We start from the raw sequence: 22,022 nt of genomic DNA, 5'->3' as shown, positions 1-22,022 counted from the left end.
AAGAATGGTATTGGAGTATTTAAAACTGTTTGTGACATTTGCTAAAATAGGAATGTTCACGATTGGTGGCGGTTATGCCATGATTCCGTTGATTGAGCGGGAGATTGTGGCGAAACAATGGATGAGTAAAGAGGAATTTATGGAGATGTTTGCTCTGACGCAGTCACTTCCGGGTGTGTTTGCGGTAAATATCTCTATTTTTGTGGGATATAAACTATATAAGGTAGGTGGAAGCCTGGTGTGTGCATTGGCTACTATTCTTCCTTCCTTTGTTATAATGATGCTGATAGCCATGTTCTTTGCCCGGTTTCAGGACAATGAAATAATGATTCGTATCTTTAATGGAATACGTCCTGCGGTGGTGGCGCTCATTCTGTTTCCTTGTATTTCGGCTGCAAGGGCTTTGAAGTTGAAATATTTTCAGTTGATTGCTCCTGCCATAGCTACTGTTCTGATTTGGCAGTTCGGCTTGTCGCCAGTTTATATCGTATTGGCAGGGATTATTGGAGGATTAGTATATACATTGTGGTTGAAAGAAAAAATTGTAAGTAAACAGGTATGATATATTTGCAGTTGCTTTGGGTGTATCTTAAAATAGGTACGTTTGGTTTTGGTGGTGGATATGCGATGCTTTCCCTTATTCAGCACGAGATAGTAGACCTGCATCATTGGCTGACTCCCCAACAGTTTACGGATGTAGTGGCCATTTCGCAGATGACTCCGGGGCCGATTGGTATAAATAGTGCTACCTATGTTGGCTATGCGGTGACGCAAAGTGTTTGGGGAGCAGTGGTGGCTACCGTGGCGGTTTGTTTGCCGTCTTTTATCCTGGTACTGCTTATTTCCTACTTCTTTGCCAAATGTAAGGACAATAAATATATCAAGGCTGCCATGTCCGGTCTGCTTCCCATGTCGGTTGCGCTGATTGCTTCGGCGGCGTTGCTTATGATGAATAGGGAGAATTTTATCGACTATAAAAGTATAAGCATTTTTGCGGTCGCTTTCTTAGTGACGTGGAAGTGGCATCTTCATCCCATCCTGCTGATTTGCCTGGCAGGTCTAGCCGGGCTCGTCTTGTATTAAATAAATTCTTTAGTTAAATAGATGCTATTATGAGAACCTTTATTTGTATTTGCCTGCTTTTGTTGACTGTGCATCTGCCTGCCCAGGATATAACTTCTGCATTGCTGCCTATGCCCAATCAGATCACTTTAAGTAAAGAAAAGCCTTTTGTCATTCGTCCCGGTAAGACGGCGGTTTATTGGAATCGTCCGGAGTTGGAACTCATGGCATGTAGTCTGCAAGATGTTTTGCGGGACAGGATGCAGATAGAAATCCCTGTTTCAGAATCAGAGCGTGCAGATATTCGTTTGCTGATTGACTCTGCTATGGAAGGAAAAGAACATTATGTCCTTGAAATAAACGCTAAAGGCATAACTGTTAAAGGAACGACTGCTGCTGCTGTTTACTATGGTGTAATGACTCTCGATCAGCTTCTGTTGGGGGATGTTTGTGCTACTTCCCAAAAGAAACTCTCTTCTGTTTATATAGATGATGCGCCGAGATTTGCGCACCGTGCACTGATGCTCGACCCTGCCCGTCATTTTCTTCCGGTGGATGATATTAAATTCTATATCGACCAAATGGCGCGGTACAAGTATAATATTCTCCAATTACATTTGACGGACGATCAGGGATGGCGGGTAGAAATCCAAAAGCACCCCAAACTGGTGGGTAAAGATTACTATACACAGGAACAGCTTGCGGACTTAATCAAATATGCGGCACGGCGTCATATTGAAATTATCCCCGAACTGGATATTCCCGGACACACCGTAGCTATATTGGCCGCCTATCCCGAATTAGGCTGTACGCACACAGATACCTTGCCCAAGAATGTAGGTGAAACAGTGGATCTGATGTTGTGTGCAAACAATGAAAAGGTATATACCATTTACCAGGATATTATAAAAGAAATTGCTGCTTTGTTCCCATCCCGTTATATTCATCTGGGCGGAGATGAGGCTGTCATAGAAAAGAACTGGACTAAATGCGAACGCTGCCAGGCCATGATGAAAGAACTGGGTTATCAAAAAGCGTCTCAATTGATGATCCCTTTCTTTGACCGTATGCTCTCATTTGTGCAGGATAATGGCAAGACTCCTATACTTTGGTGTGAATTGGATAATATCTATCCGCCGGCCAATGATTATTTGTTTCCCTACCCGAAGAATGTAACGTTAGTCAGTTGGCGGGGCGGTCTGACTCCTACTTGCTTGGAGCTTACCCGGAAACATGGTAATCCATTGATTATGGCGCCGGGAGAGTATGCCTACCTCGATTATCCCCAATTCAAAGGTGACCTGCCTGAATTTAATAACTGGGGAATGCCTGTCACCACCTTGCAAAAATCTTATCAGTTTGATCCGGGATATGGAGTGCCCGCGCAGGAACAAGCGCATATTCAAGGTGTTATGGGAACTCTGTGGGGAGAAGCTATCCGGGACATAAACCGGGCGACCTATATGACTTATCCTCGTGGACTGGCATTGGCGGAAGCCGCGTGGACGCAAATGGAGCATCGCGGTTGGGAATCATTTAAAAGACGTCTTTATCCTAATCTTATGGATCTGATGAAAAAAGGAGTATCACTACGTGTGCCTTTTGAGATTGTGGATCGGAAGTAATGACAAAATAAAATCACCCACGCTGCATCATCTGTAGTGTGGGTGACTTCATTATAAGGGGAGAGTTTTATCCCCCCCCCTTTTATAGTATCTAATTTTGAATTAGTTCTTGTTCGCACGCTTACGTTCGGTTTCGTCCAGAATCACTTTGCGCATACGCATTGCCTTCGGAGTAACTTCCACGTATTCATCTTCCTTGATGTATTCCAATGCTTCTTCCAATGAGAATTGAACGGGAGGAATCAGGCGGGCTTTATCATCCGTACCGGAAGCACGGGTGTTGGTCAGCTTCTTTGATTTGGTAACGTTCACAACGAGATCCTTATCGTGTGAGTGCTCGCCTACTACCTGTCCGGCGTACACTTCTTCTTGCGGGAAGATAAAGAATTTACCGCGATCCTGCAGTTTGTCGATAGCATAAGCAAATGCCGTTCCGGCTTCCATCGCGATAATAGAACCGTTGGTCCGGCGTTCGATATCTCCCTTGAACGGTTGGTATTCTTTGAAGCGGTGCGCCATGATAGCTTCACCGGCAGAAGCTGTCAATACGTTGGTACGCAAGCCGATGATACCGCGTGACGGCATGTCGAATTCGAGATTTACACGTTCGCCGTTGCTTTCCATCATTGTCATTTCACCCTTACGACGAGTTACCATATCGATAATCCTGCTTGAGTATTCTTCGGGAACGTTGATAGTCAGTTCTTCGATTGGTTCACATTTTACACCGTCAATCTCTTTGAAGATAACCTGTGGCTGACCTACCTGTAACTCGTAGCCTTCGCGACGCATAGTCTCTACAAGTACGGACAAGTGAAGTACGCCGCGACCGGATACGATCCACTTACCATCGTCTTCGCTCTTACGGACACGAAGGGCGAGGTTCTTATCCAATTCTTTCATCAGGCGGTCATGGATATGGCGTGAAGTTACAAACTTGCCGTCTTTGCCGTAGAATGGAGAATCATTGATAGTAAACAGCATGCTCATTGTCGGCTCGTCAATCGAGATAGGCGGCAATGCTTCCGGATTTTCGAAATCGCAAACTGTATCACCGATTTCGAATCCTTCGATACCTACCAGTGCGCAAATATCACCTGAAGAAACTTCTGTTGTCTTCGCACGGCCCAAACCTTCGAATACGTGCACTTCCTTAATCTTGGATTTCGTGAAACTGCCGTCTCTTTTAGCCAGCGATACGTTCATACCTTCTTTCAAAGTGCCGCGGTGTATGCGACCTACGGCGATACGACCTGTATATGATGAATAATCCAGCGAGGTAATCAGCATCTGCGGAGTACCTTCCAGTTGCACGGGAGCCGGAATGTTTTCGATGATACAATCTAATAGTGGAGTGATGGTATCAGTAGGTTGCTGCCAATCGGTACTCATCCACCCGTTCTTTGCCGAGCCGTAGATGGTAGGAAAGTCGAGTTGCTCTTCTGTGGCGTCAAGACTGAACATAAGGTCGAATACCATTTCGTGCACCTCTTCCGGACGACAGTTCGGTTTGTCCACCTTATTAATAACGACAATTGGTTTCAGTCCGATTTCCAATGCTTTCTGCAATACGAAACGTGTTTGTGGCATAGGGCCTTCGAAGGCGTCAACCAGCAAAATACAGCCATCGGCCATATTTAATACGCGCTCCACTTCACCGCCGAAGTCGCTGTGTCCCGGAGTATCAATAATGTTAATCTTAGTTCCGTTGTAATTGATGGAAACGTTTTTCGAAAGAATAGTAATTCCACGCTCACGTTCCAAGTCGTTGTTATCCAGAATTAATTCACCACTTGTTTGATTGTCGCGGAATAGATTTCCGGACAATAGCATCTTGTCAACCAGCGTTGTTTTCCCATGGTCGACATGGGCAATGATTGCAATGTTTCTAATATTTTGCATATAATACCTATTATTTGGCTGCAAAGGTACGAAATAAGGATTAGAAATATATGCAATGGCGGCAATTTTTTCTTGTAAATCGTTGTGGGATATAAAGATAATCCCTATCTTTGCACGCTCAAAAGAATAATTTACTATATTAAAATTCTAAGAATTATGTATTTAGACGCTGCTAAAAAGCAAGAAATCTTCGGAAAGCACGGGAAGTCTAACACTGATACTGGCTCAACTGAGGCACAGATAGCTTTGTTTTCCTACCGTATTTCTCACCTGACTGAGCATATGAAGCTCAACAGAAAAGATTATAGTACAGAGAGAGCTTTAACAATGTTGGTTGCTAAACGTCGTCGTTTGCTCGACTATCTGAAAGCAAAAGATATCACAAGATATCGTGCTATCGTTAAAGAACTCGGTTTGCGTAAGTAATCCACTTGCCGCGAAAAGTTTAGAAAGCCGTTTCCCGTTATGGGGGAACGGCTTTTTTAGTTTCCTCTTTTTCTGTCGGATAGTTATATTTTCTTTGATTATAATTGTGCTCATCTAAAGAATTTGTTATTTTTGCAACCGGATTATTATAATTTATCACCTTTGATAACTAAAATACTTACAATATGGATACCAGTAAAATTGTCGGCGAAAAAATTAAAGCTCTCCGCGAAGATAAATCAATTACCATAGAAGAGTTGGCACAACGCTCCGGTTTGGCCATCGAACAGATTGATCGTATTGAAAACAATATAGATATCCCTTCTCTTGCGCCGCTCATTAAGATTGCCCGCGTGCTAGGGGTACGTTTGGGCACGTTCCTTGACGACCAGGATGAAGTAGGCCCGGTGGTATGTCGTAAGAAGGAAGCCAAGGATGCAATCAGTTTTTCCAATAATGCGATTCATTCCCGCAAACATATGGAGTACCATTCCCTGTCCAAGTCGAAGGCAGACCGTCACATGGAACCGTTTATTATCGACGTGATGCCGACGGAAGATACCGACTTCGTGCTTTCTTCACATGAAGGCGAAGAATTTATTATGGTCATGGAAGGCATCATGGAAATCAGTTATGGCAAGAATACCTATCTGCTCGAAGAAGGCGACAGCATCTATTATGATTCTATTGTTCCCCATCACGTACATGCTTATGAGGGACAAGCTGCCAAAATCCTCGCGGTAGTTTATACGCCGATTTAACGACTCGGCGGTTATCCATTAATCACTAACAATTAATCCTGACTACATGCAATTATTTGACCGTACTTTGGGACAGTGGCTCGAACACTGGGCTGAAGAGACTCCTGATAAAGAATATATCGTATATTCCGACCGCAATCTCCGTTTTACCTGGAGCCAGTTAAACCGCCGTGTGGATGATATGGCAAAAGGGCTTATCGCCATCGGGGTGGAGCGTGGTACACATGTCGGTATCTGGGCGGCTAACGTGCCCGATTGGCTGACATTGCTGTATGCCTGTGCCAAGATTGGTGCGGTATATGTTACTGTAAATACGAACTATAAGCAATCCGAACTGGAATATCTTTGCCAGAATTCGGATATGCATACCCTCTGCATCGTAAATGGTGAGAAGGACAGCGATTTCGTACAGATGACTTACACCATGCTTCCCGAACTGAAAACCTGCGAACGCGGGCATTTGAAGAGCGAGCGTTTCCCGTACATGAAAAATGTAGTGTATGTGGGGCAGGAAAAACATCGTGGAATGTATAACACGGCTGAAATTCTGCTGTTGGGAGGTAATGTGGAAGATACCCGTTTGAGCGAACTCAAAAGTAAGGTTGGCTGCCATGATGTGGTAAATATGCAATATACATCAGGAACTACCGGTTTTCCGAAAGGAGTGATGCTGACGCATTATAATATAGCCAACAACGGTTTCCTGACCGGTGAACATATGAAGTTCACGGCAGATGACAAACTCTGCTGCTGCGTCCCGTTGTTCCATTGCTTCGGAGTCGTGCTGGCTACCATGAACTGCCTCACTCATGGCTGTACGCAAGTAATGGTAGAGCGTTTTGACCCGTTGGTTGTATTGGCTTCTATTCATAAAGAACGTTGTACGGCTCTTTACGGAGTGCCGACTATGTTTATTGCCGAGTTGCATCATCCGATGTTCGACCTCTTTGACATGTCTTGTCTTCGTACGGGTATTATGGCAGGTTCTCTCTGCCCTGTCGAATTGATGAAGCAGGTAGAAGAGAAGATGTATATGAAGGTGACCAGCGTCTACGGATTGACGGAAACCGCTCCCGGTATGACGGCTTCCCGCATTGACGACCCGTTCGATGTACGTTGCAATACGGTAGGCCGTGATTTTGAATTTACAGAAGTGAAGGTGCTTGATCCGGAAACAGGCGAAGAGTGTCCGGTCGGTGTACAAGGTGAGATGTGCAATCGTGGCTATAACACCATGAAAGGATATTATAAGAATCCCGAAGCAACCGCCGAAGTGCTTGATGCCAACAACTTCCTACATTCCGGTGACTTGGGTATAAAAGACGAAGATGGAAACTATCGGATTACCGGGCGAATCAAAGATATGATTATTCGTGGCGGAGAGAATATTTATCCGCGTGAAATCGAAGAGTTCCTTTATAAACTTGATGGAGTGAAAGATGTTCAGGTAGCGGGTATTCCTTCAAAGAAATACGGTGAGGCTGTCGGGGCGTTTATCATCTTGCAGGAAGGTGTGACGATGCAGGCGGAGGATGTGCGCGACTTCTGTAGAAATAAAATATCCCGCTATAAAATACCAAAATACGTTTTCTTTGTGAACGAATTCCCGATGACGGGCAGTGGAAAGATTCAGAAGTTCAGGCTGAAAGATCTGGGTCTGCAACTTTGCAAAGAGCAGGGGATAGAGATTATCTAAACATATACGATTGAAGAGTTAAGACACACAAAGTTTTATTCGATTATAGAAACAGAGAACGGTGAACAAACTGCCTAATTGCTTGCAGAGCGTTCACCGTTTACTTTTTATATGATTATCTAATCTGAGCTGTTCCGCTCGGTCTTTGATTCAATCCACTAAATAAAATCATCACCCAATTGCATTTGGGCATCATTTACATATTTGCGGATGGCATGCTCTTCGTCTTTGCGGCAAATCAGCAGGACGTTGTCTGATTCGGCTATCAGATATCCTTCCAGTCCGTCAATCACAGCCAACTTCCCTTTCGGGAGCACTACCATATTATCCTTACTATTATAGATAAGTGAATGGCATTTCAGGGTAACATTACCTTCCAAATCCCTTTCCGACAAGTCATAAAGCGACCCCCATGTTCCAAGGTCAGACCAGCCGAAATCTCCTAAAGATACATATACATTATCCGCTTTCTCCATGATGCCTATGTCGATGGATACGTTGGGACATGCAGGGAAGTTCTCCTCAATAAATGCTTTTTCTCCGTCAGTAGCATAGATATCTCTTCCCGGTGCCAACTTGGAAGCCAATTCCGGTAGTAATTCTTCGCTTGCTTTAATGATGGAATTTACATTCCACATAAACAGTCCGGAGTTCCAGTAAAACTCTCCACTCTCCACAAATACTTTGGCTAATTCAAGTTCCGGTTTTTCGGTGAATGTCTTTACTTTGTAGAAATTGCCACCGGCAGGTTCGTCGATTTGTATATATCCGTATCCGGTTTCCGGGCGGTTGGGTTTGATTCCTAAAGTGAGTAGTTTTTCCGAGCGTGAAACAAAATCCAGTCCTTTTTCAATAGCGGCAAGAAATTCGTCCTCTTTTAAAATCAGGTGATCCGAAGGGGCGACTACGATATTGGCGTTCGGGTTTAGTGCCCTGATATGGTAGGAAGCCCATGCGATACATGGAGCGGTATTTCTTCTAGCCGGTTCCAGTAGAATCTGTTCTTCGCTCACTTCGGGCAATTGCTCCTTCACTAAGTCTGCATACATTGCGTTGGTGACGATGAGAATATTTTCTGTTGGAACCACCTTTTGGAAGCGGTCAAAAGTCTGTTGCAAGAGTGAGCGACCGGTTCCGAAGAAATCTAAAAATTGTTTGGGCAATGTTTTGCGGCTAAACGGCCAAAAGCGGCTTCCAATGCCGCCACCCATAATCACGCAATAATTATCCTTATTTGTCATGATAGTGACTCTATTTTAAAGTTTCTGCTAATGTACGGTTTATTCTCTGAATAGAGAAGCGTTTAAGACATGTTTTATTATTTTTTTCTCCTTTTTTTTGCCAAACTATTGCAGATTCAAAATAATGTCGTATCTTTGCACCGCAATTGAGAAATCAAGTATGCGCCCAGATGGCGGAATCGGTAGACGCGCTGGTCTCAAACACCAGTGGATTCACTTCCATCCCGGTTCGACCCCGGGTCTGGGTACTAAAAAACCTTCATAAACAGCTAATAAAAGGGCTTTTATGAAGGTTTTCTTTTTTTATGCCGAAATGTAACTGAAACTTTTTGGTAAAAGAATCCTCTTTTTATATCAAAGCAGAATAGCATGAAACAGCTCGAAGTAATACAAAGTAAGATATACGACATACGTGGACAAAAGGTAATGATTGACCGTGATTTAGCGGAAATGTATGGAGTCGAAACCCGGGTTTTAAATCAAGCGGTGAAACGTAATATAGATCGTTTTCCTTTAGATTTCATGTTTCAGTTGACGGATGAAGAAACGGGAAATTGGAAATCACAAATTGTGATGACCAATTCTGTAAAAATGGGTATTCGGCGCAATCCTTACGTATTTACGGAGTTAGGCGTAGCAATGCTTAGTAGTGTTCTCAATTCAAAGACAGCAATACAAATAAATATGAGTATCATGCGGGCTTTTGTTGCAGTTCGCCAATTGCTATTAAATCCCCCTGTTAGTCCGATTCATGAATTGCAAAACGAAGTCAAGGAATTGAAGGAGTACATCGAAGAAGTATTTGCCGACTATAACGACATCAACGAAGACACCCAGACACAACTGGAACTAATCAATCAAACATTGGCTGAGTTACAAGCTCAAAAGGTGTTAGCGGACAAGCCACGTAATCCTATCGGTTTCCCTATTCCGAATAAAGACAAAGAATGACTACAACTGTTTGATTGCTTGTGATTACTGCAATGGGTATTGCAGCCATTTTATGTTTTGAAATAATATCTCATAGATAAATAATGTGAAAACAGTGTTCTTTTCTTTTGAATGGAATTAACTTTCAGTCATTTGTGAGGTCTAAGAGAACCAGATAAGCAATGTTTCTTTTCTATTCATTTAAAATATTAGATATCCTTAGAAATAAATCTCTTTATCTCTTCCTCACCGGGTAGTTGAACCATATATTAAATAGCTTTTTAGATGGTAATACCAACACATTGCTTTGTCCATCAGTTAATTGTAATTCGGCGGACGGTGTGTGCCGAATCTCTGAACCTGACATAACGTAGCTTAGAGTTATTTTAATATGACTTTGCAGTCTTTTTTATCTGAAATTGATAGTGCGTTGCAGCGCCTGTTTTCAATTTTCCATAGAAAGTTGAAACAAACTCAATTATATTATATACATTTGTGTCAAATATGACAAACTATGAAGAAGTATTTGGCTATTATCTCAGCATTGTTCATGCTTGCCGCCTGCGACAAATCATCTGACCAACCTGAATTTAAAACAGTGGGCTTGATTGATGAAATAAAGATATCGGATATCGAAACTGTTACTTCGGCGATTACAGAGGTAGCTTTCGTTGCCCGGTTTCACGGATTCAACGATCACGCGGGTGTCTTTACCGATGCAGACGGTAAAGACATCCGCGTGATGTTGAAAGTTCCCTTCGATGCAAAAGGCACAACGTTGGTCCTGCCGAAAAATCCGCCACAGGAACTTTTGGGCAACATAGCATTGGATTTCCCCAAAGGATTCGAAATAAGTAATCCAGAGGCAAAGACCATCGCTTTTGTGGAAATAGCTTGCAATATCTCCGCACAGAACCGTTTTTCGGACTTTCTTTATATGGTTTCAGATTCAGAAAATGTATGCTATGAACAGACATACATCTATTGCGACCGCTCCACAACCGTCACCGGAACAGGCGAAGACTGGTGGGGAAATCGCACAGTCTACAACCTGAACCTTCAAAAAGGATGGAATATGGTCGTCAAAAAAACAGAACAACGAAATAACTCCGTAACCAACCTGATGCCTTCGGGCATGAAATGGAAGCAGGGCAGGTGGATAGGAGGGAGATAAAACATACCTATTTATGTTTTAGATTTATTCTTCGTTAGATAAATAATGTGAAAACAGTCTTCTTTTCTTTGGAATGGAATTAACTTTCAGTCATTTATGAGGTCTAACATACATTATTCATTTAATAATATGTTAGAATTATGAGAAAGCAAATTTTAAGTTTGATTGTTGTGTTCTTGATTGGCTCAACGGTATGTATGGCTCAAAATCGTCAAAAAGGGAAAGTTGATAGAGAGAAGCGTATGGAGCAGATGATAACCGACTTGGGGCTGGATGAAAAGCAGGCTAAAGATTTTAAAGCTGCAATAGGAGAAATGCGACCTGCAAAGAGTAACTCAGGTGAAAGACCTTCACGCGAAGAGATGCAAAAAAGGAGAACAGAAGGAGAAGCTAAAATAAAAAGTATCCTGACTGATGAACAATATAAGAAGTATCAGGATATACGTAAAAAGGAAAATGCAGATAGAAAGAAGAGAACCAAATAAAGTATCATAAATGCAGCTATAAGAACTTGCTGTTCCTCGATTTCACCTGATTCTCAAAATGCCGATGAATAAGGAGATAGCGGGTGAAAGCAAGGGGTGAATTCAGGTGAAACCGGACATTATCGGTTTCACCTTGTTTTTTCAAAATATCCTTTGTTTTTCAAAATATCCCTTGAGCTAAAACCAATATCATTATAGCTAATCCGGATATGCTTATAGCTAATCGAAATATGCTAATAGCAAACTCACTGTCAGGTATTAATAGATGAACTGTCAGGTATTAATAGCCTAGTTGTCAGGTGTTAATACCTTGGTTGTCATCTATTAATACTTGAATTGGTACATCTATATATTCAACAGATTGCATCTATATACTCACCGTATTGAATCTATATATTCAGCACGGTGGCTCTATATGTCCAGCAATCGGTATAAATAAATTCAAAAGGTGAAAGCGATAATGAAAGACTTCACCTTGTTTTTCCCTACGCTTTCACCCGCTATCTCCTTATTCATCGATGTTTCAGATGTAAGGTGAAACTGGTGGAACTTATGAATCAAAAGTTTATGTTATACTTATGCGCATCAGTAGTTGAAAACAAATCTGACACGTGGGCTAAAGAGTGCAGAGTGTGGGCTGAGTATCAATTCCTTTTTGCTTTCAGGTGTGCTTTCAGCCAAAAGTGTCGATGAAAAGGGGCTTTTTAAAGGTGGCTGAAAGCTGAAGCCCCTTTTTATTAGTGTATATTGGAAGTAGTAAAAATAAGGGGAACAGCCGGATAAATCCACTTGCTGTTCCCCTTCGGGTTTTGCTAGCCTCTGAAATAAAATATTGTAAAAGGCAAGTAGTAACACTTGAATGTTACGTTTTCGACTTTATAGCCGTCAGCCGCCAGTCGCCCCTGTCTGATTTTACTTACCCTTGCATAGTTATTACAAAATTGTGCATCATACCTTTTTTGCAAACGTATAGACATAAAAAAAGCGGAAAGGTATTTACCTATCCGTCAGAGAGGGAGTCCAAGCCCTATGCACACAAACAGGAAACACCCCCCGCCTATTGCAAGGAGTATTCATCTGTTTCTTGTGGCATTAATAAATTTGGACTTTTCTCTGACACAGAAATCAGCTAAACACTTTTTTTCTTAAAATGTAAAATGCGTGTCGCGCTACGACGTCACAAAGATAGTAAATTATTGAATCACTAATAGTCCGATGCTCTATTTTTTCATTCGATTGTTTGTTTTTCTTTTTCCTGGGTAATAGTGTTGTCTTTTCTGCTTAACGGCTTATACGTCCTTGAGTAGTTCGTCTATGGTCTTTATAAAAGTAAGATATAAATTATGCAACATAGAATGCCAACTCCAAGTCCCAATAGCTTCGTTTTAGTACTAATATCTATTGATTCTATTTGTTTAGTTTTGAATAGTTGTATCTCTATTGCGATAAATAATGTGAAGTACAAAAGTGGCAGGATATAGAAAGCTATCGGGTTTAATTCTATAAAAATTTCATAGAATGGTAGGATTGCCTTCAATAAAAGTAGCAGTATCAATGCCTGTGTCGAAATCCAATATAGCTTTTTGTTACTCCAATAACTTATCCCTGTAAGTATAAGTATCGTCCATAGAAAGGCAGGACAAAATGTGTTTTCTCTATATTTGCAGAAATCAACAATGCCACCATACATCGCATCGACTTCCTCCATAGAGTACAAAGTAAAATAGTCATAAACTTCCAGGCTGAGTAGAATTATCCCTATAATGATTTCTGCATACGGGATTAATTTTGCCTTATCTTTCGGAATTTGAAATAATGATTTCATGGGTTGATTAATTTTTAGAATTACTCTTCGCATGCTTCATACTAAAGTCTGGGTTTTCATTAGATGGTGTACCCCATTCCAGTATGTATCCATAATTTTCCATAATTATTTCTTTGGGGACATCTTTGCGGATAATCTCCCCTTGACCATCATAGTAGTTCCATGTATTATTCAATAATACAATCAATTTGGGTTCTCGTTTGTCTCCGATATCTTCTATGGGCATATCATTAATAATGAAATCATATTTGCTTATTATAATACGATCGCATATGCTATCATATTCAAAAGCTAATTTAATATTCCAGTTTTTATCAAACATTCCGGCTTTGTTATTAGTGTTTACAAAAACAAGCCCATCTTTCAACGTATATATGTTTTTATATATGAAAGGCTGAATAATTTCATCTTTTTCTGCGTATATCATCCCATATTTATTTATAGTATTTAAGAAGCTGTATTTGCCGGGTGGTATTACTATTGTTTCATAAGTCTTGAGTTTGAAGAGTTGTAAGTTAACTTACAAATGTAACACTTTCTATGGATATCCGGACGTTTTGTGTTGAGTGTTTTTTTGTTTATATTGTGATTGGGAAAAAATAACCGGTACTTTTCATAAATTTTATCCAAAAGATAGCAAAAGAATGAAATAAACAAGAGCTAATGTAACGGCCTATCCATAAAAATACTATATTTATTGCAGCTAGAGAGCACTTTAAGTAATGCTTAAGAGGAAAAACGAAAAGTAGTATATATACTATATATTTTCTATTATTAATTACTTAAACACATTTTTTATGGAAGCCAAAAAGTCAAAAAAGGCTGCAATTGAGAACCAACGTGGTTCTTGGTTGCTGATGGGTGCAGTTGTTGCGCTTGCTTTCATGTTTGTTTCGTTCGAATGGACACAGCATGATGTGAGATTAGCGGCAAATTCGTTAGCTAACGACCCCATCTTTGAAGAGGTACTCGTTCCGATCACGTATCCCGAAGAGAAACTGGAACCGCCTCCACCACCGGAAGTTAAAGCATCAGAATTGATCGAAATAGTAACTAACGAACAAGAGGTGACGGATGCAGTTACAACAGTCTCGGAAGATCAAGGTCAACCTTACGAAATCGTTTGGGTACCGCCTGTTGTGGAAACTGAAAAGGTTGAAGAAGACGTCATTCATGTGACTGCCGAAATCATGCCTGAATTTCCTGGGGGCGCGGCTGCCTTGATGAAGTATTTGGGTACAAATATCAAGTATCCGACTATTTCTCAAGAAATGGGTTCAATGGGAAGAGTGATTGTCCAGTTTGTCGTTGACAAAGACGGAACGATTACGAATCCGACAGTGGTACGAGGGGTAGATGCCTATTTGGATAAAGAAGCTATCCGTGTGATAAGCTCTATGCCGAAATGGAAACCCGGAGTACAGAATGGCAAGAAAGTTCGAGTGAAATATACTGTGCCTGTGGTATTCAGACTACAGTAGTAACTTGGAATAGATGAGTAATGAGGGTTGGTTCCGCAAGGAGCCAACCCTTTTCTAATGAAATCCGCTTCCTTAAATTGCCGAATATTTATAACATTTCTTTCCCGGTTTGCTTCTGTGAGATAAAAAAACATATCTTTGCGTTACGAATAAAAAACGAATGATGGTTTTATGAATCTTCTACTCTGTATAAAAAGACCTTTTATCTGGCTTTCCCGTTTCCGTTATCGTTGCGGATATGGTGTACATTCCCCTTTTGCTTTCAGTCTGATAACAGATGTGATATATGAAAAAATGCCTTATTATGCTTACGATTCTTTGAAAAAGGAACAGAAGAAGTTGGTAAGAGAGCGTGGGTACAGTAAAGGTTCACAAAAAGTAAATCGTTTCTTGTTCCGGCTGGTGAATAAGGTGCAACCTGCCACTATCGTTGAAGTAGGTCGTCCTTCGGTGACCTCACTTTACCTTCAATCGGCTAAACCTTCTGCTGAGTATCTTTTTGCTCCTGACTTGTCGGAGCTGTTCCTGGATACGGACGTTCCGGTCGATTTTCTCTATCTGAATGATTACCGGAATCCTGAATTATTGGAAGAAGTGTTTGGTATCTGTGCGCAGCGGACTACTCTGAAAAGTGTATTTGTCGTACATGGCATCTGCTATTCGAAAGAGATGAAAGCGCTTTGGCAACGATTGCAAGAGGACGAGCGGGTAGGGATTACTTTTGACTTATACGACCTCGGTCTGCTCTTTTTTGATAAAACAAAAATAAAACAGCATTATATCGTCAACTTCTGAGAACCTTTGTACGTTTACCTTATATAGATGACTAAAAAAAGAACATTATGAAAAAGAGCCTTGTATATACAAAAACCGGTGATAAAGGGACTACCAGCCTGGTTGGCGGTAGCCGTGTACCGAAAACTCATATCCGTCTGGAAGCCTACGGAACAGTGGATGAACTGAATTCCCATTTAGGATGGTTACATACTTATCTGCTGGATGAGGCAGACCGTGACTTTGTCCTGGGTATTCAGCATAAGCTCTTCGCTATCGGGTCACATCTTGCCACCGACCAGGAGAAGACACAACTGAAACCTGCCAGTATAATCTCTTCGGAAGATGTGGAAAGTATCGAACAGGAGATAGATAAACTGGACGAGCAACTACCGGAACTTTGCGCGTTTATTATTCCGGGCGGAAGTCGGGGGGCATCTGTTTGCCACATCTGCCGTACTGTTTGCCGGAGAGCGGAAAGACGTATTCTGACTTTATCCGAAACTTGTACAATTTCGCCTAAAGTCCTAGCTTTTGTCAACAGATTATCAGATTATTTGTTTGTTTTATCCCGAAAAATTAATTTTGATGAACAAAACAACGAAATATTTTGGGATAATAGTTGGAAATGATAGATTTTATTATACTTTTGCCGAAAAATAGAAAGCAAGACAAATTAAGTATTCACTTTAAATACTCAAAATTATGTATTGGACATTGGAACTAGCATCAAAACTTGAAGATGCTCCCTGGCCGGCAACCAAGGACGAATTGATTGATTATGCCATGCGTTCGGGTGCTCCTCTTGAAGTTATTGAGAATCTCCAAGAGATGGAAGATGAGGGCGAAATCTATGAGAGTATCGAAGATATTTGGCCGGATTATCCTAGTAAGGAAGATTTTTTCTTTAACGAGGAAGAGTATTAATTTATAAATGACCGAGCATATAAAAATCCCCGACAACCTTTCTGAAAAAGGTTGCCGGGGATTTTTTTTTCTTTGTTGCCCTGAAGAAAAATATCCGTTCTTCTGTATAGGATATTATTATTAAATTTGTATTTTTGGCGCAAAACTCCTGCAATGGGTAGCAATGAGATTTCAATAGAACAGATAAATAAGCTGGATGTCACAGCCTTCCGACTGCTTTATAAGAGTTATTATAAAGGGTTGGTTTGCTATGCGATTCAGATTATAGGCACTTCCGAATCAGCGGAAGACATTGTGCAGGAATTGTTTTCTACTATCTGGGCGAAGAAGATGGTATTTCAATCACTGGTATCTTTTAAAGCCTATTTGTATAATTCCGTCCGGAACGCTTCACTTGATTATCTGAAACACAAAAACATAGAAGGTAACTATCTACAGAAAATGCTCGACGCTCATCCGGCTTATCGGACAGGAGAAGAGGATGAAGAGGGATTTTTTAGTGAGGAAGTCTATCGCCGGCTTTTTGAAACGATTGATGCTTTGCCGGAACGTTGCCGTGAAGTGTTCCTGATGTATATGGAAGGCAAAAAGAATGAGGAAGTAGCCCAGGCGCTTCATGTCTCTATTGAAACGGTAAAGACACAGAAGAAAAGGGCGATGTCCATCCTTCGGAAAAAACTGAGTTCCTATCAGTTCTTGTTGCTCCAACTGCTGCTTCCATAAAATAAGATATAAATACTCGACTGACTACATTTGTTAACACCTGTTTGCAATGAACAAAATGTTCGTTGTATGTGGCTGATTTTGTGCAAAAAGAACTAATTCTGAATTATAAAAATATCTTTTTGAAGAAAATAGTTCGGAAACTTGTCCCTCATTCTTTTTGCTTAATCGTCTTTGATATAAATAAGTATGAAATAATATGATGAAGCGTAAAAGAAGTATAAACTCCATTATCCATGATCAGTTGCTGGGATATGCTTCGGAAGAAGATAAAGAACAGTTGCAATTATGGCTTGATAGTTCTCCGGAAAATAGAGAGAACTATGAACGTATGATGCGGGAAACTTGTCTGGCAGACCGGTATCGGGAGTTTGCCCGAGTGGATGAAGAACGTGCATGGCAACGGTTTCAGAAAGAGCATTTCCCTGTCCGGACTATGCGTTGGGGCAGGATAGGACGTTACGCTGCTATCTTTATGATACCCGTGATAGGACTTGCCGTCTGGCTTTGGGGAACATATCGGATGGATTCCAAACCGGTAATCTCGGAAGAAACCCGTATCGCAATGATTCGTTCGGAGCAAATGGGAAAACAAAAGGCGACACTTGTCTTGACGAACGGGCAGCAGGTAGACTTGAAATCAGCACCTGCCAGTTCGATACAGGATACGATTGTGAAATTACTCGTTCCGCCGTCGGCAAAACCTCAAGCGGAAGAAGATATGCCGGTAGAAACCCCTGTGGCGGAGAATAACAAACTGTCTACATATGATGACAGCGAATTCTGGATGACATTCGAGGACGGGACGAGGGTACATTTGAACTATAATACAACGTTAAAGTATCCGTCGCATTTCTCTAGCGGCAGCCGTACGGTTTATCTGGACGGTGAAGCCTATTTTGAGGTGGCTAAAGACAGCAAACGTCCTTTCCGGGTGGTAACGGCAAATGGAGTGGTCCGCCAATATGGCACTTCCTTTAATGTCAATACCTATATGGCCGGAATCACGAAAGTAGTCCTGGTAAACGGCTCCGTCAGCGTCCTGCCTAATCTGGGGGGAGAATATAAGATAAAACCCGGAGAACTGGCTGTGCTTCATGCCGCAACGCAGGAAGTGCAGATTAGTGAGGTAGACATAGAACCTTATGTTGCCTGGAATAACGGACGCTTTGTTTTTGACAACTGCTCGTTGGAAAGTTTGATGAACGTGATATCCCGTTGGTATAATAAAGAAATCATATTTGAATCGGAAGACATCAAGAAAATACGCTTTACGGGTGATATTGATCGTTACGGTTCTATATCCCCCATACTGAAAGCCATACAACGTGTGACGCATCTGGAGGCGGAAGTCCGGGGAGAAAGCATTGTTATAAGAAAATAAGAAAATAAGCAAATTACCTATTACTAATACTATTCTAAAAAAGGAGGGCACATGCAAAAAAAGAGAGCTCGTGAACGTATTGTTATGATTCTCTGTTTCATTTTCCTGTTGTTTACGCCGGTGTTGGCTACATCGCAGTCGAGTGCAAAGAGGGTATCCTTAAATCTGAAGTCTGCTACGGTAAAAGAATTTTTTGATGCTGTGAAGGTACAGACAGGTCTGAACTTTATTTATAGCACGGAACAAGTGAAAAACATGCCTCGCATCACTGTGCGGAGTAACAGTCAGCCGATAGGCGAGGTGTTGGATAAGGTATTGTCAAATACGGGCTATACTTACGAAATTGAAGGAAACATCGTGACGATTGTTTATCAACAGCCTAAGAATGAATCTCGTATTGCTGCGGGAGTTGTGGTAGATGAAGACGGACTGCCATTGCCGGGAGCTTATATTAAGTTAATGAAAACAGACCATTCGACTATAACGGACAGTGAGGGTAAATTCTCAATCAGCCTGTTGCAGCAGAAAGAACCGTTATTGCAAGTCTCTTATCTGGGAATGATGGTGGAAGAGGTAAAAGTCGTCATCGGAAAACCTTTGAGAGTAGTGATGAAGTCGGACGTGAAATCCATTGACGAGGTGGTCGTGACAGGGTATCAGGAGATTGACAGACGCAAGCTGGCCAGCTCTATTTCTTCTATAAAGGGAGCGGACCTGATAGGGGGAGAGTACTTGTCCATTGACAGAATGTTGCAAGGGCGCCTGCCGGGTGTGGCTGTAATGAATATGTCTTCCACTCCGGGAGCAGCTCCTAAAATCAGAATCCGGGGTTCTTCTTCCATTACCGGAAACAGAGAGCCGGTGTGGGTGGTTGACGGGATCATTCTGGAAGAACCGGTCAATATCTCCACGGAAGAGTTGAACAGTCCTGACAAGATTAATTTGATTGGAAATGCAATCGGTTCCGTGAATCCGGAAGATATTGAACGGGTGGATATCCTGAAAGATGCCAGTGCTACGGCTATCTACGGTATAAAGGCTGCCAATGGGGTGATTGTGGTGACTACCAAACAGGGCAAAAGCCAGAAGCCCAGCATCTCATACACTGCTACACTGGGGATAACGGCTCCCCCCACTTATGATAAAATGTTCAGGATGAATTCCGCAGACAGAATTGATATGTCTATCGAGATGCACGAAAGAGGACTCGCTTTCGGAAGTTATAAGCCGTCGGATATCGGTTATGAAGGGGCATTACAGCAGTTGTGGAATAAGGATATCTCCTATCAGGACTTTCTGCAAGAAGTAAAGGCATTGAAGGGGTTGAATACAGACTGGTATGATTTGTTATTCCGTACGGCATTTACCCATCAACATTCGGTAGCCATCTCGGGCGGTAACGACCGTGCCAATTATTATATGTCCGTAGGATATGCCAATAACCAGAGTGTCACAATCGGGGAAGGGCTGGAACGTTATAACGTGCTGGCTAAAATAAATACCCGGATCAACCGGAACCTGCAATTAGGATTAAAAGTAAGCGGCTCGCTCTCTAAGGCGGATCGCCCTCATACTTCTATTGATGTGTACGAGTATGCCTATAACACCTCGCGGGCTATTCCTTTGCGGACAGCTTCCAATGATTTGCATTTTTATTCCAATGCGTCGGGCTATAATGGCAATTTACCTTATAATATCGTTAATGAACTGAACCATAGCGGAAACAAAAATGACAACTCAGCCATTGACGTAGCTATTAACCTGGACTGGAAACCAGCCTCATGGCTGAAGTTCTCGTCTATCCTGGGACTTTCGAGAAGTCATGTGACGCAGGAAAACTGGGCGGATGAGCAATCGTACTACATCTCTTCCATGAGACTGACTCCCTATGGTACGATGTTGCCGAATCCGTTGGAAGACCCGGTTTTTGCCGAACAGAGGTGTCTGCTTCCGTTCGGTGGAGAGCTGGTGACATCGAACACCCGCCATACCTCTTATACCTGGAGAAATAGCATGAGCCTGATGCATAGTTTCGGCAAACATGAGATTTCCGGAAGTATCGGTCAGGAAGTCAGGTCTTCCAAGTATGACGGTCTGCGGTCTACACAGTATGGTTATCTGCCGGACAGAGGTAAGAAGTTTGTAGACATTGACCCTACTGTATGGACAAGATACGGAACTTTGATGAAGAACAGCCCGGATGTGGTGACCGATACGAAGAATAATGTAGTTTCGCTTTACGCTACGGCGGCGTATGTCTATGACAGCCGCTATATCCTGAACTTTAACATAAGGACGGACGGTTCCAATAAGTTCGGTCAGAGCCGGAGCGTGCGCTTTCTGCCTATATGGTCGGTTTCTACACGCTGGAACGTTATCAATGAGAAGTTTATGAAGAATGTCAACTTCCTGAATGATTTGGCAGTCCGTGCTTCGTATGGCATACAGGGTAATGTACACCCGGACCAGACACCCAATCTGATAGCAAGCTTGGGAACGCTGGAAGCATTGCCGCAGGAATATGTGTCCACCCTTCACAAACTGCCGAATAATAAGTTGAAATGGGAAAAGACGCGGTCGTATAATATAGCACTCGACTGGGCTTTCTGGAATAACCGGATCTATGGCTCGCTCGATGTATATTATAAAAAGGGCGTCGACCAGGTGGTCACGAAGAATGTAGCTCCTTCCACGGGGGCGATGAGTGTATCCATTAATGACGGAGACGTGGAAAACAAAGGATGGGACCTGGCAGTGTCTTTTGTGCCGGTTCAGACCAAAAACTGGATGTGGAGTCTCTCATTCAATACGGGAAAGAACTACAATAAGGTGCTGAATGCCGGAAATTCGGCTGTCACTTGGGAAGACTATATCTCGGGTACGCTGGTAAGCAATGGGAATGCTGTCAACAGCTTCTATTCCTATAAATTCGATAAGCTGGACGCGAATGGCTATCCTACTTTCAAGGATATCAATGAAAAGGATGAAGAAGGAAACACAGTTGTCCATTCACAACAGGAAATGTATGACCGCGCCTTTGTGCTTTCCGGAAAGCGCGAACCTGACTTGACAGGGGGCTTCTCTACTTATCTGCGCTATAAGAATATCACGTTCAATGCATTGTTCTCATTCAGCTTCGGCAATAAGCTCCGCTTGAACGATTTGTACGAATCGTCCGGGCAGCGCCTTCCTTATCCGGATCAGAATATGTCCAGTGAGTTTGTGAACCGTTGGAGAGAACCGGGCGATGAAGACAGGACCAATATACCGGTACTGTCAGATAAGAGTCTGACGATTAATGAGAGAGATGTGACTTATCGCATTGCGGATAACGGTTGGGATATGTATAATAAGAGTGATATCAGAGTCGTTTCGGGCAGTTTCCTCAGATGCCGCTCGATGTCTGTCCGTTACGACCTCAAACGGGAATGGCTGAAGCCTGTTTTCCTGAAAGGCGCAAGTGTCAGTTTCGATGCCGGCAATGTGTTTGTCATTAAAGACAAAGCCTTGAAGGGAAGAGATCCGGAACAAATAGGACTGGGTTCGCGGAGTATTCCGCCGCAGCGTTCGTATTCACTTCGCTTTAGTATAACTCTTTAATTATGG

20 protein-coding genes and 1 tRNA gene are annotated in these 22,022 nt (G+C 42.2%); 17 read left to right on the top strand and 4 right to left on the bottom strand.

Annotation, left to right across the window (positions count from 1 at the left end; genetic code table 11):
- Positions 1-4: 4 nt before the first annotated feature.
- From BacF7301_RS02585 to BacF7301_RS02575, 3 genes are read left to right on the top strand one after another with little or no spacing between them, the layout of a single operon-like run.
- Positions 5-562, top strand: a complete 558-nt coding sequence (locus BacF7301_RS02585) for a chromate transporter (RefSeq protein ID WP_167959921.1) — start codon at positions 5-7, stop codon at positions 560-562.
- Positions 559-1,083 carry a chromate transporter gene (locus tag BacF7301_RS02580; protein WP_167959919.1) on the top strand — a complete coding sequence of 175 codons (525 nt, stop codon included), beginning with the start codon at positions 559-561 and terminating at the stop codon, positions 1,081-1,083. The genes BacF7301_RS02585 and BacF7301_RS02580 overlap by 4 nt, the downstream gene beginning before the upstream one ends.
- A 29-nt stretch (positions 1,084-1,112) precedes the next feature.
- Positions 1,113-2,687 carry a beta-N-acetylhexosaminidase gene (locus BacF7301_RS02575; RefSeq protein ID WP_167959917.1) on the top strand — a complete coding sequence of 525 codons (1,575 nt, stop codon included), beginning with the start codon at positions 1,113-1,115 and terminating at the stop codon, positions 2,685-2,687.
- Positions 2,688-2,789: 102 nt separating this feature from the next.
- On the opposite strand, the gene typA is transcribed toward BacF7301_RS02575, so the two are convergent.
- Positions 2,790-4,589 carry a translational GTPase TypA gene (gene typA / locus BacF7301_RS02570; protein WP_167959915.1) on the bottom strand — a complete coding sequence of 600 codons (1,800 nt, stop codon included), beginning with the start codon at positions 4,587-4,589 and terminating at the stop codon, positions 2,790-2,792.
- Positions 4,590-4,745: 156 nt separating this feature from the next.
- Between typA and rpsO the strand changes: the two genes are divergently transcribed.
- From rpsO to BacF7301_RS02555, 3 genes are all read left to right on the top strand, one after another.
- Complete coding sequence (gene rpsO, locus BacF7301_RS02565; RefSeq protein ID WP_167959913.1) at positions 4,746-5,015, top strand: 30S ribosomal protein S15; 270 nt, start codon at positions 4,746-4,748, stop codon at positions 5,013-5,015.
- Between the two features lie 185 nt (positions 5,016-5,200).
- Positions 5,201-5,776: a helix-turn-helix domain-containing protein gene (locus tag BacF7301_RS02560; protein WP_167959911.1), complete on the top strand. Its 576-nt coding sequence runs from the start codon at positions 5,201-5,203 to the stop codon at positions 5,774-5,776.
- 46 nt (positions 5,777-5,822) lie between these two features.
- The gene (locus BacF7301_RS02555; RefSeq protein WP_167959909.1) at positions 5,823-7,472 is read left to right on the top strand and encodes an AMP-binding protein; all 1,650 of its coding nucleotides are present in this window, start codon (positions 5,823-5,825) and stop codon (positions 7,470-7,472) included.
- 158 nt (positions 7,473-7,630) lie between these two features.
- Here the strand turns inward: BacF7301_RS02555 and BacF7301_RS02550 are convergent, their stop codons facing one another.
- The gene (locus tag BacF7301_RS02550; RefSeq protein ID WP_167959907.1) at positions 7,631-8,713 is read right to left on the bottom strand and encodes a mannose-1-phosphate guanylyltransferase; all 1,083 of its coding nucleotides are present in this window, start codon (positions 8,711-8,713) and stop codon (positions 7,631-7,633) included.
- A gap of 164 nt (positions 8,714-8,877) precedes the next feature.
- On the opposite strand from BacF7301_RS02550, the gene BacF7301_RS02545 reads away from it, so the two are divergent.
- The 4 genes from BacF7301_RS02545 (at position 8,878) to BacF7301_RS02530 (ending at position 11,302) form a co-directional block, all read left to right on the top strand.
- Positions 8,878-8,961, top strand: a tRNA-Leu gene (locus BacF7301_RS02545).
- Positions 8,962-9,082: 121 nt separating this feature from the next.
- Positions 9,083-9,664 carry an ORF6N domain-containing protein gene (locus BacF7301_RS02540; RefSeq protein WP_167959905.1) on the top strand — a complete coding sequence of 194 codons (582 nt, stop codon included), beginning with the start codon at positions 9,083-9,085 and terminating at the stop codon, positions 9,662-9,664.
- 493 nt (positions 9,665-10,157) lie between these two features.
- Positions 10,158-10,817, top strand: coding sequence for a hypothetical protein (locus BacF7301_RS02535; RefSeq protein WP_167959903.1), 660 nt, complete (start codon positions 10,158-10,160; stop codon positions 10,815-10,817).
- A 140-nt stretch (positions 10,818-10,957) separates the two neighbouring features.
- Positions 10,958-11,302: a DUF4890 domain-containing protein gene (locus tag BacF7301_RS02530; RefSeq protein ID WP_167959901.1), complete on the top strand. Its 345-nt coding sequence runs from the start codon at positions 10,958-10,960 to the stop codon at positions 11,300-11,302.
- A gap of 1,321 nt (positions 11,303-12,623) precedes the next feature.
- On the opposite strand, the gene BacF7301_RS02525 is transcribed toward BacF7301_RS02530, so the two are convergent.
- Both BacF7301_RS02525 and BacF7301_RS02520 read right to left on the bottom strand, forming a co-directional pair.
- Positions 12,624-13,127, bottom strand: a complete 504-nt coding sequence (locus tag BacF7301_RS02525) for a hypothetical protein (protein WP_167959899.1) — start codon at positions 13,125-13,127, stop codon at positions 12,624-12,626.
- A 7-nt stretch (positions 13,128-13,134) separates the two neighbouring features.
- Positions 13,135-13,554, bottom strand: a complete 420-nt coding sequence (locus tag BacF7301_RS02520) for a hypothetical protein (protein WP_167959897.1) — start codon at positions 13,552-13,554, stop codon at positions 13,135-13,137.
- Positions 13,555-13,924: 370 nt separating this feature from the next.
- On the opposite strand from BacF7301_RS02520, the gene BacF7301_RS02515 reads away from it, so the two are divergent.
- The 7 genes from BacF7301_RS02515 (at position 13,925) to BacF7301_RS02485 (ending at position 22,016) form a co-directional block, all read left to right on the top strand.
- The gene (locus BacF7301_RS02515) at positions 13,925-14,608 is read left to right on the top strand and encodes an energy transducer TonB (RefSeq protein WP_167959895.1); all 684 of its coding nucleotides are present in this window, start codon (positions 13,925-13,927) and stop codon (positions 14,606-14,608) included.
- Positions 14,609-14,779: 171 nt separating this feature from the next.
- Positions 14,780-15,403, top strand: a complete 624-nt coding sequence (locus BacF7301_RS02510) for a hypothetical protein (protein ID WP_167959893.1) — start codon at positions 14,780-14,782, stop codon at positions 15,401-15,403.
- Positions 15,404-15,450: 47 nt separating this feature from the next.
- Positions 15,451-16,014 (top strand): cob(I)yrinic acid a,c-diamide adenosyltransferase, encoded by a 564-nt coding sequence (locus tag BacF7301_RS02505; protein ID WP_167959891.1) that lies wholly within the window; start codon positions 15,451-15,453, stop codon positions 16,012-16,014.
- A 73-nt stretch (positions 16,015-16,087) separates the two neighbouring features.
- Positions 16,088-16,309, top strand: coding sequence for a DUF2795 domain-containing protein (locus BacF7301_RS02500; RefSeq protein WP_002558131.1), 222 nt, complete (start codon positions 16,088-16,090; stop codon positions 16,307-16,309).
- Between the two features lie 153 nt (positions 16,310-16,462).
- Positions 16,463-17,032, top strand: a complete 570-nt coding sequence (locus tag BacF7301_RS02495) for an RNA polymerase sigma-70 factor (RefSeq protein ID WP_167959889.1) — start codon at positions 16,463-16,465, stop codon at positions 17,030-17,032.
- Positions 17,033-17,231: 199 nt separating this feature from the next.
- Positions 17,232-18,416: a FecR family protein gene (locus BacF7301_RS02490; protein ID WP_167959887.1), complete on the top strand. Its 1,185-nt coding sequence runs from the start codon at positions 17,232-17,234 to the stop codon at positions 18,414-18,416.
- Positions 18,417-18,467: 51 nt separating this feature from the next.
- Positions 18,468-22,016, top strand: a complete 3,549-nt coding sequence (locus BacF7301_RS02485) for a TonB-dependent receptor (RefSeq protein ID WP_167959885.1) — start codon at positions 18,468-18,470, stop codon at positions 22,014-22,016.
- Positions 22,017-22,022 lie beyond the last annotated feature (6 nt).

It is taken from the genome of Bacteroides faecium (assembly GCF_012113595.1).
GTDB classification, from domain to species: Bacteria; Bacteroidota; Bacteroidia; order Bacteroidales; family Bacteroidaceae; genus Bacteroides; species Bacteroides faecium.
This window is presented reverse-complemented; position numbering and strand designations above follow the sequence as displayed.

Excerpts from the sequence above, each read along its gene's own strand:
- BacF7301_RS02585 (WP_167959921.1), top strand. The coding sequence starts at position 5 with ATGGTATTGGAGTATTTAAAACTGTTTGTGACATTTGCTAAAATAGGA.
- BacF7301_RS02580 (WP_167959919.1), top strand. The coding sequence starts at position 559 with ATGATATATTTGCAGTTGCTTTGGGTGTATCTTAAAATAGGTACGTTT.
- BacF7301_RS02575 (WP_167959917.1), top strand. The coding sequence starts at position 1,113 with ATGAGAACCTTTATTTGTATTTGCCTGCTTTTGTTGACTGTGCATCTG.
- typA (WP_167959915.1), bottom strand. The coding sequence starts at position 4,589 with ATGCAAAATATTAGAAACATTGCAATCATTGCCCATGTCGACCATGGG.
- rpsO (WP_167959913.1), top strand. The coding sequence starts at position 4,746 with ATGTATTTAGACGCTGCTAAAAAGCAAGAAATCTTCGGAAAGCACGGG.
- BacF7301_RS02560 (WP_167959911.1), top strand. The coding sequence starts at position 5,201 with ATGGATACCAGTAAAATTGTCGGCGAAAAAATTAAAGCTCTCCGCGAA.
- BacF7301_RS02555 (WP_167959909.1), top strand. The coding sequence starts at position 5,823 with ATGCAATTATTTGACCGTACTTTGGGACAGTGGCTCGAACACTGGGCT.
- BacF7301_RS02550 (WP_167959907.1), bottom strand. The coding sequence starts at position 8,713 with ATGACAAATAAGGATAATTATTGCGTGATTATGGGTGGCGGCATTGGA.
- BacF7301_RS02540 (WP_167959905.1), top strand. The coding sequence starts at position 9,083 with ATGAAACAGCTCGAAGTAATACAAAGTAAGATATACGACATACGTGGA.
- BacF7301_RS02535 (WP_167959903.1), top strand. The coding sequence starts at position 10,158 with ATGAAGAAGTATTTGGCTATTATCTCAGCATTGTTCATGCTTGCCGCC.
- BacF7301_RS02530 (WP_167959901.1), top strand. The coding sequence starts at position 10,958 with ATGAGAAAGCAAATTTTAAGTTTGATTGTTGTGTTCTTGATTGGCTCA.
- BacF7301_RS02525 (WP_167959899.1), bottom strand. The coding sequence starts at position 13,127 with ATGAAATCATTATTTCAAATTCCGAAAGATAAGGCAAAATTAATCCCG.
- BacF7301_RS02520 (WP_167959897.1), bottom strand. The coding sequence starts at position 13,554 with ATGATATACGCAGAAAAAGATGAAATTATTCAGCCTTTCATATATAAA.
- BacF7301_RS02515 (WP_167959895.1), top strand. The coding sequence starts at position 13,925 with ATGGAAGCCAAAAAGTCAAAAAAGGCTGCAATTGAGAACCAACGTGGT.
- BacF7301_RS02510 (WP_167959893.1), top strand. The coding sequence starts at position 14,780 with ATGAATCTTCTACTCTGTATAAAAAGACCTTTTATCTGGCTTTCCCGT.
- BacF7301_RS02505 (WP_167959891.1), top strand. The coding sequence starts at position 15,451 with ATGAAAAAGAGCCTTGTATATACAAAAACCGGTGATAAAGGGACTACC.
- BacF7301_RS02500 (WP_002558131.1), top strand. The coding sequence starts at position 16,088 with ATGTATTGGACATTGGAACTAGCATCAAAACTTGAAGATGCTCCCTGG.
- BacF7301_RS02495 (WP_167959889.1), top strand. The coding sequence starts at position 16,463 with ATGGGTAGCAATGAGATTTCAATAGAACAGATAAATAAGCTGGATGTC.
- BacF7301_RS02490 (WP_167959887.1), top strand. The coding sequence starts at position 17,232 with ATGATGAAGCGTAAAAGAAGTATAAACTCCATTATCCATGATCAGTTG.
- BacF7301_RS02485 (WP_167959885.1), top strand. The coding sequence starts at position 18,468 with ATGCAAAAAAAGAGAGCTCGTGAACGTATTGTTATGATTCTCTGTTTC.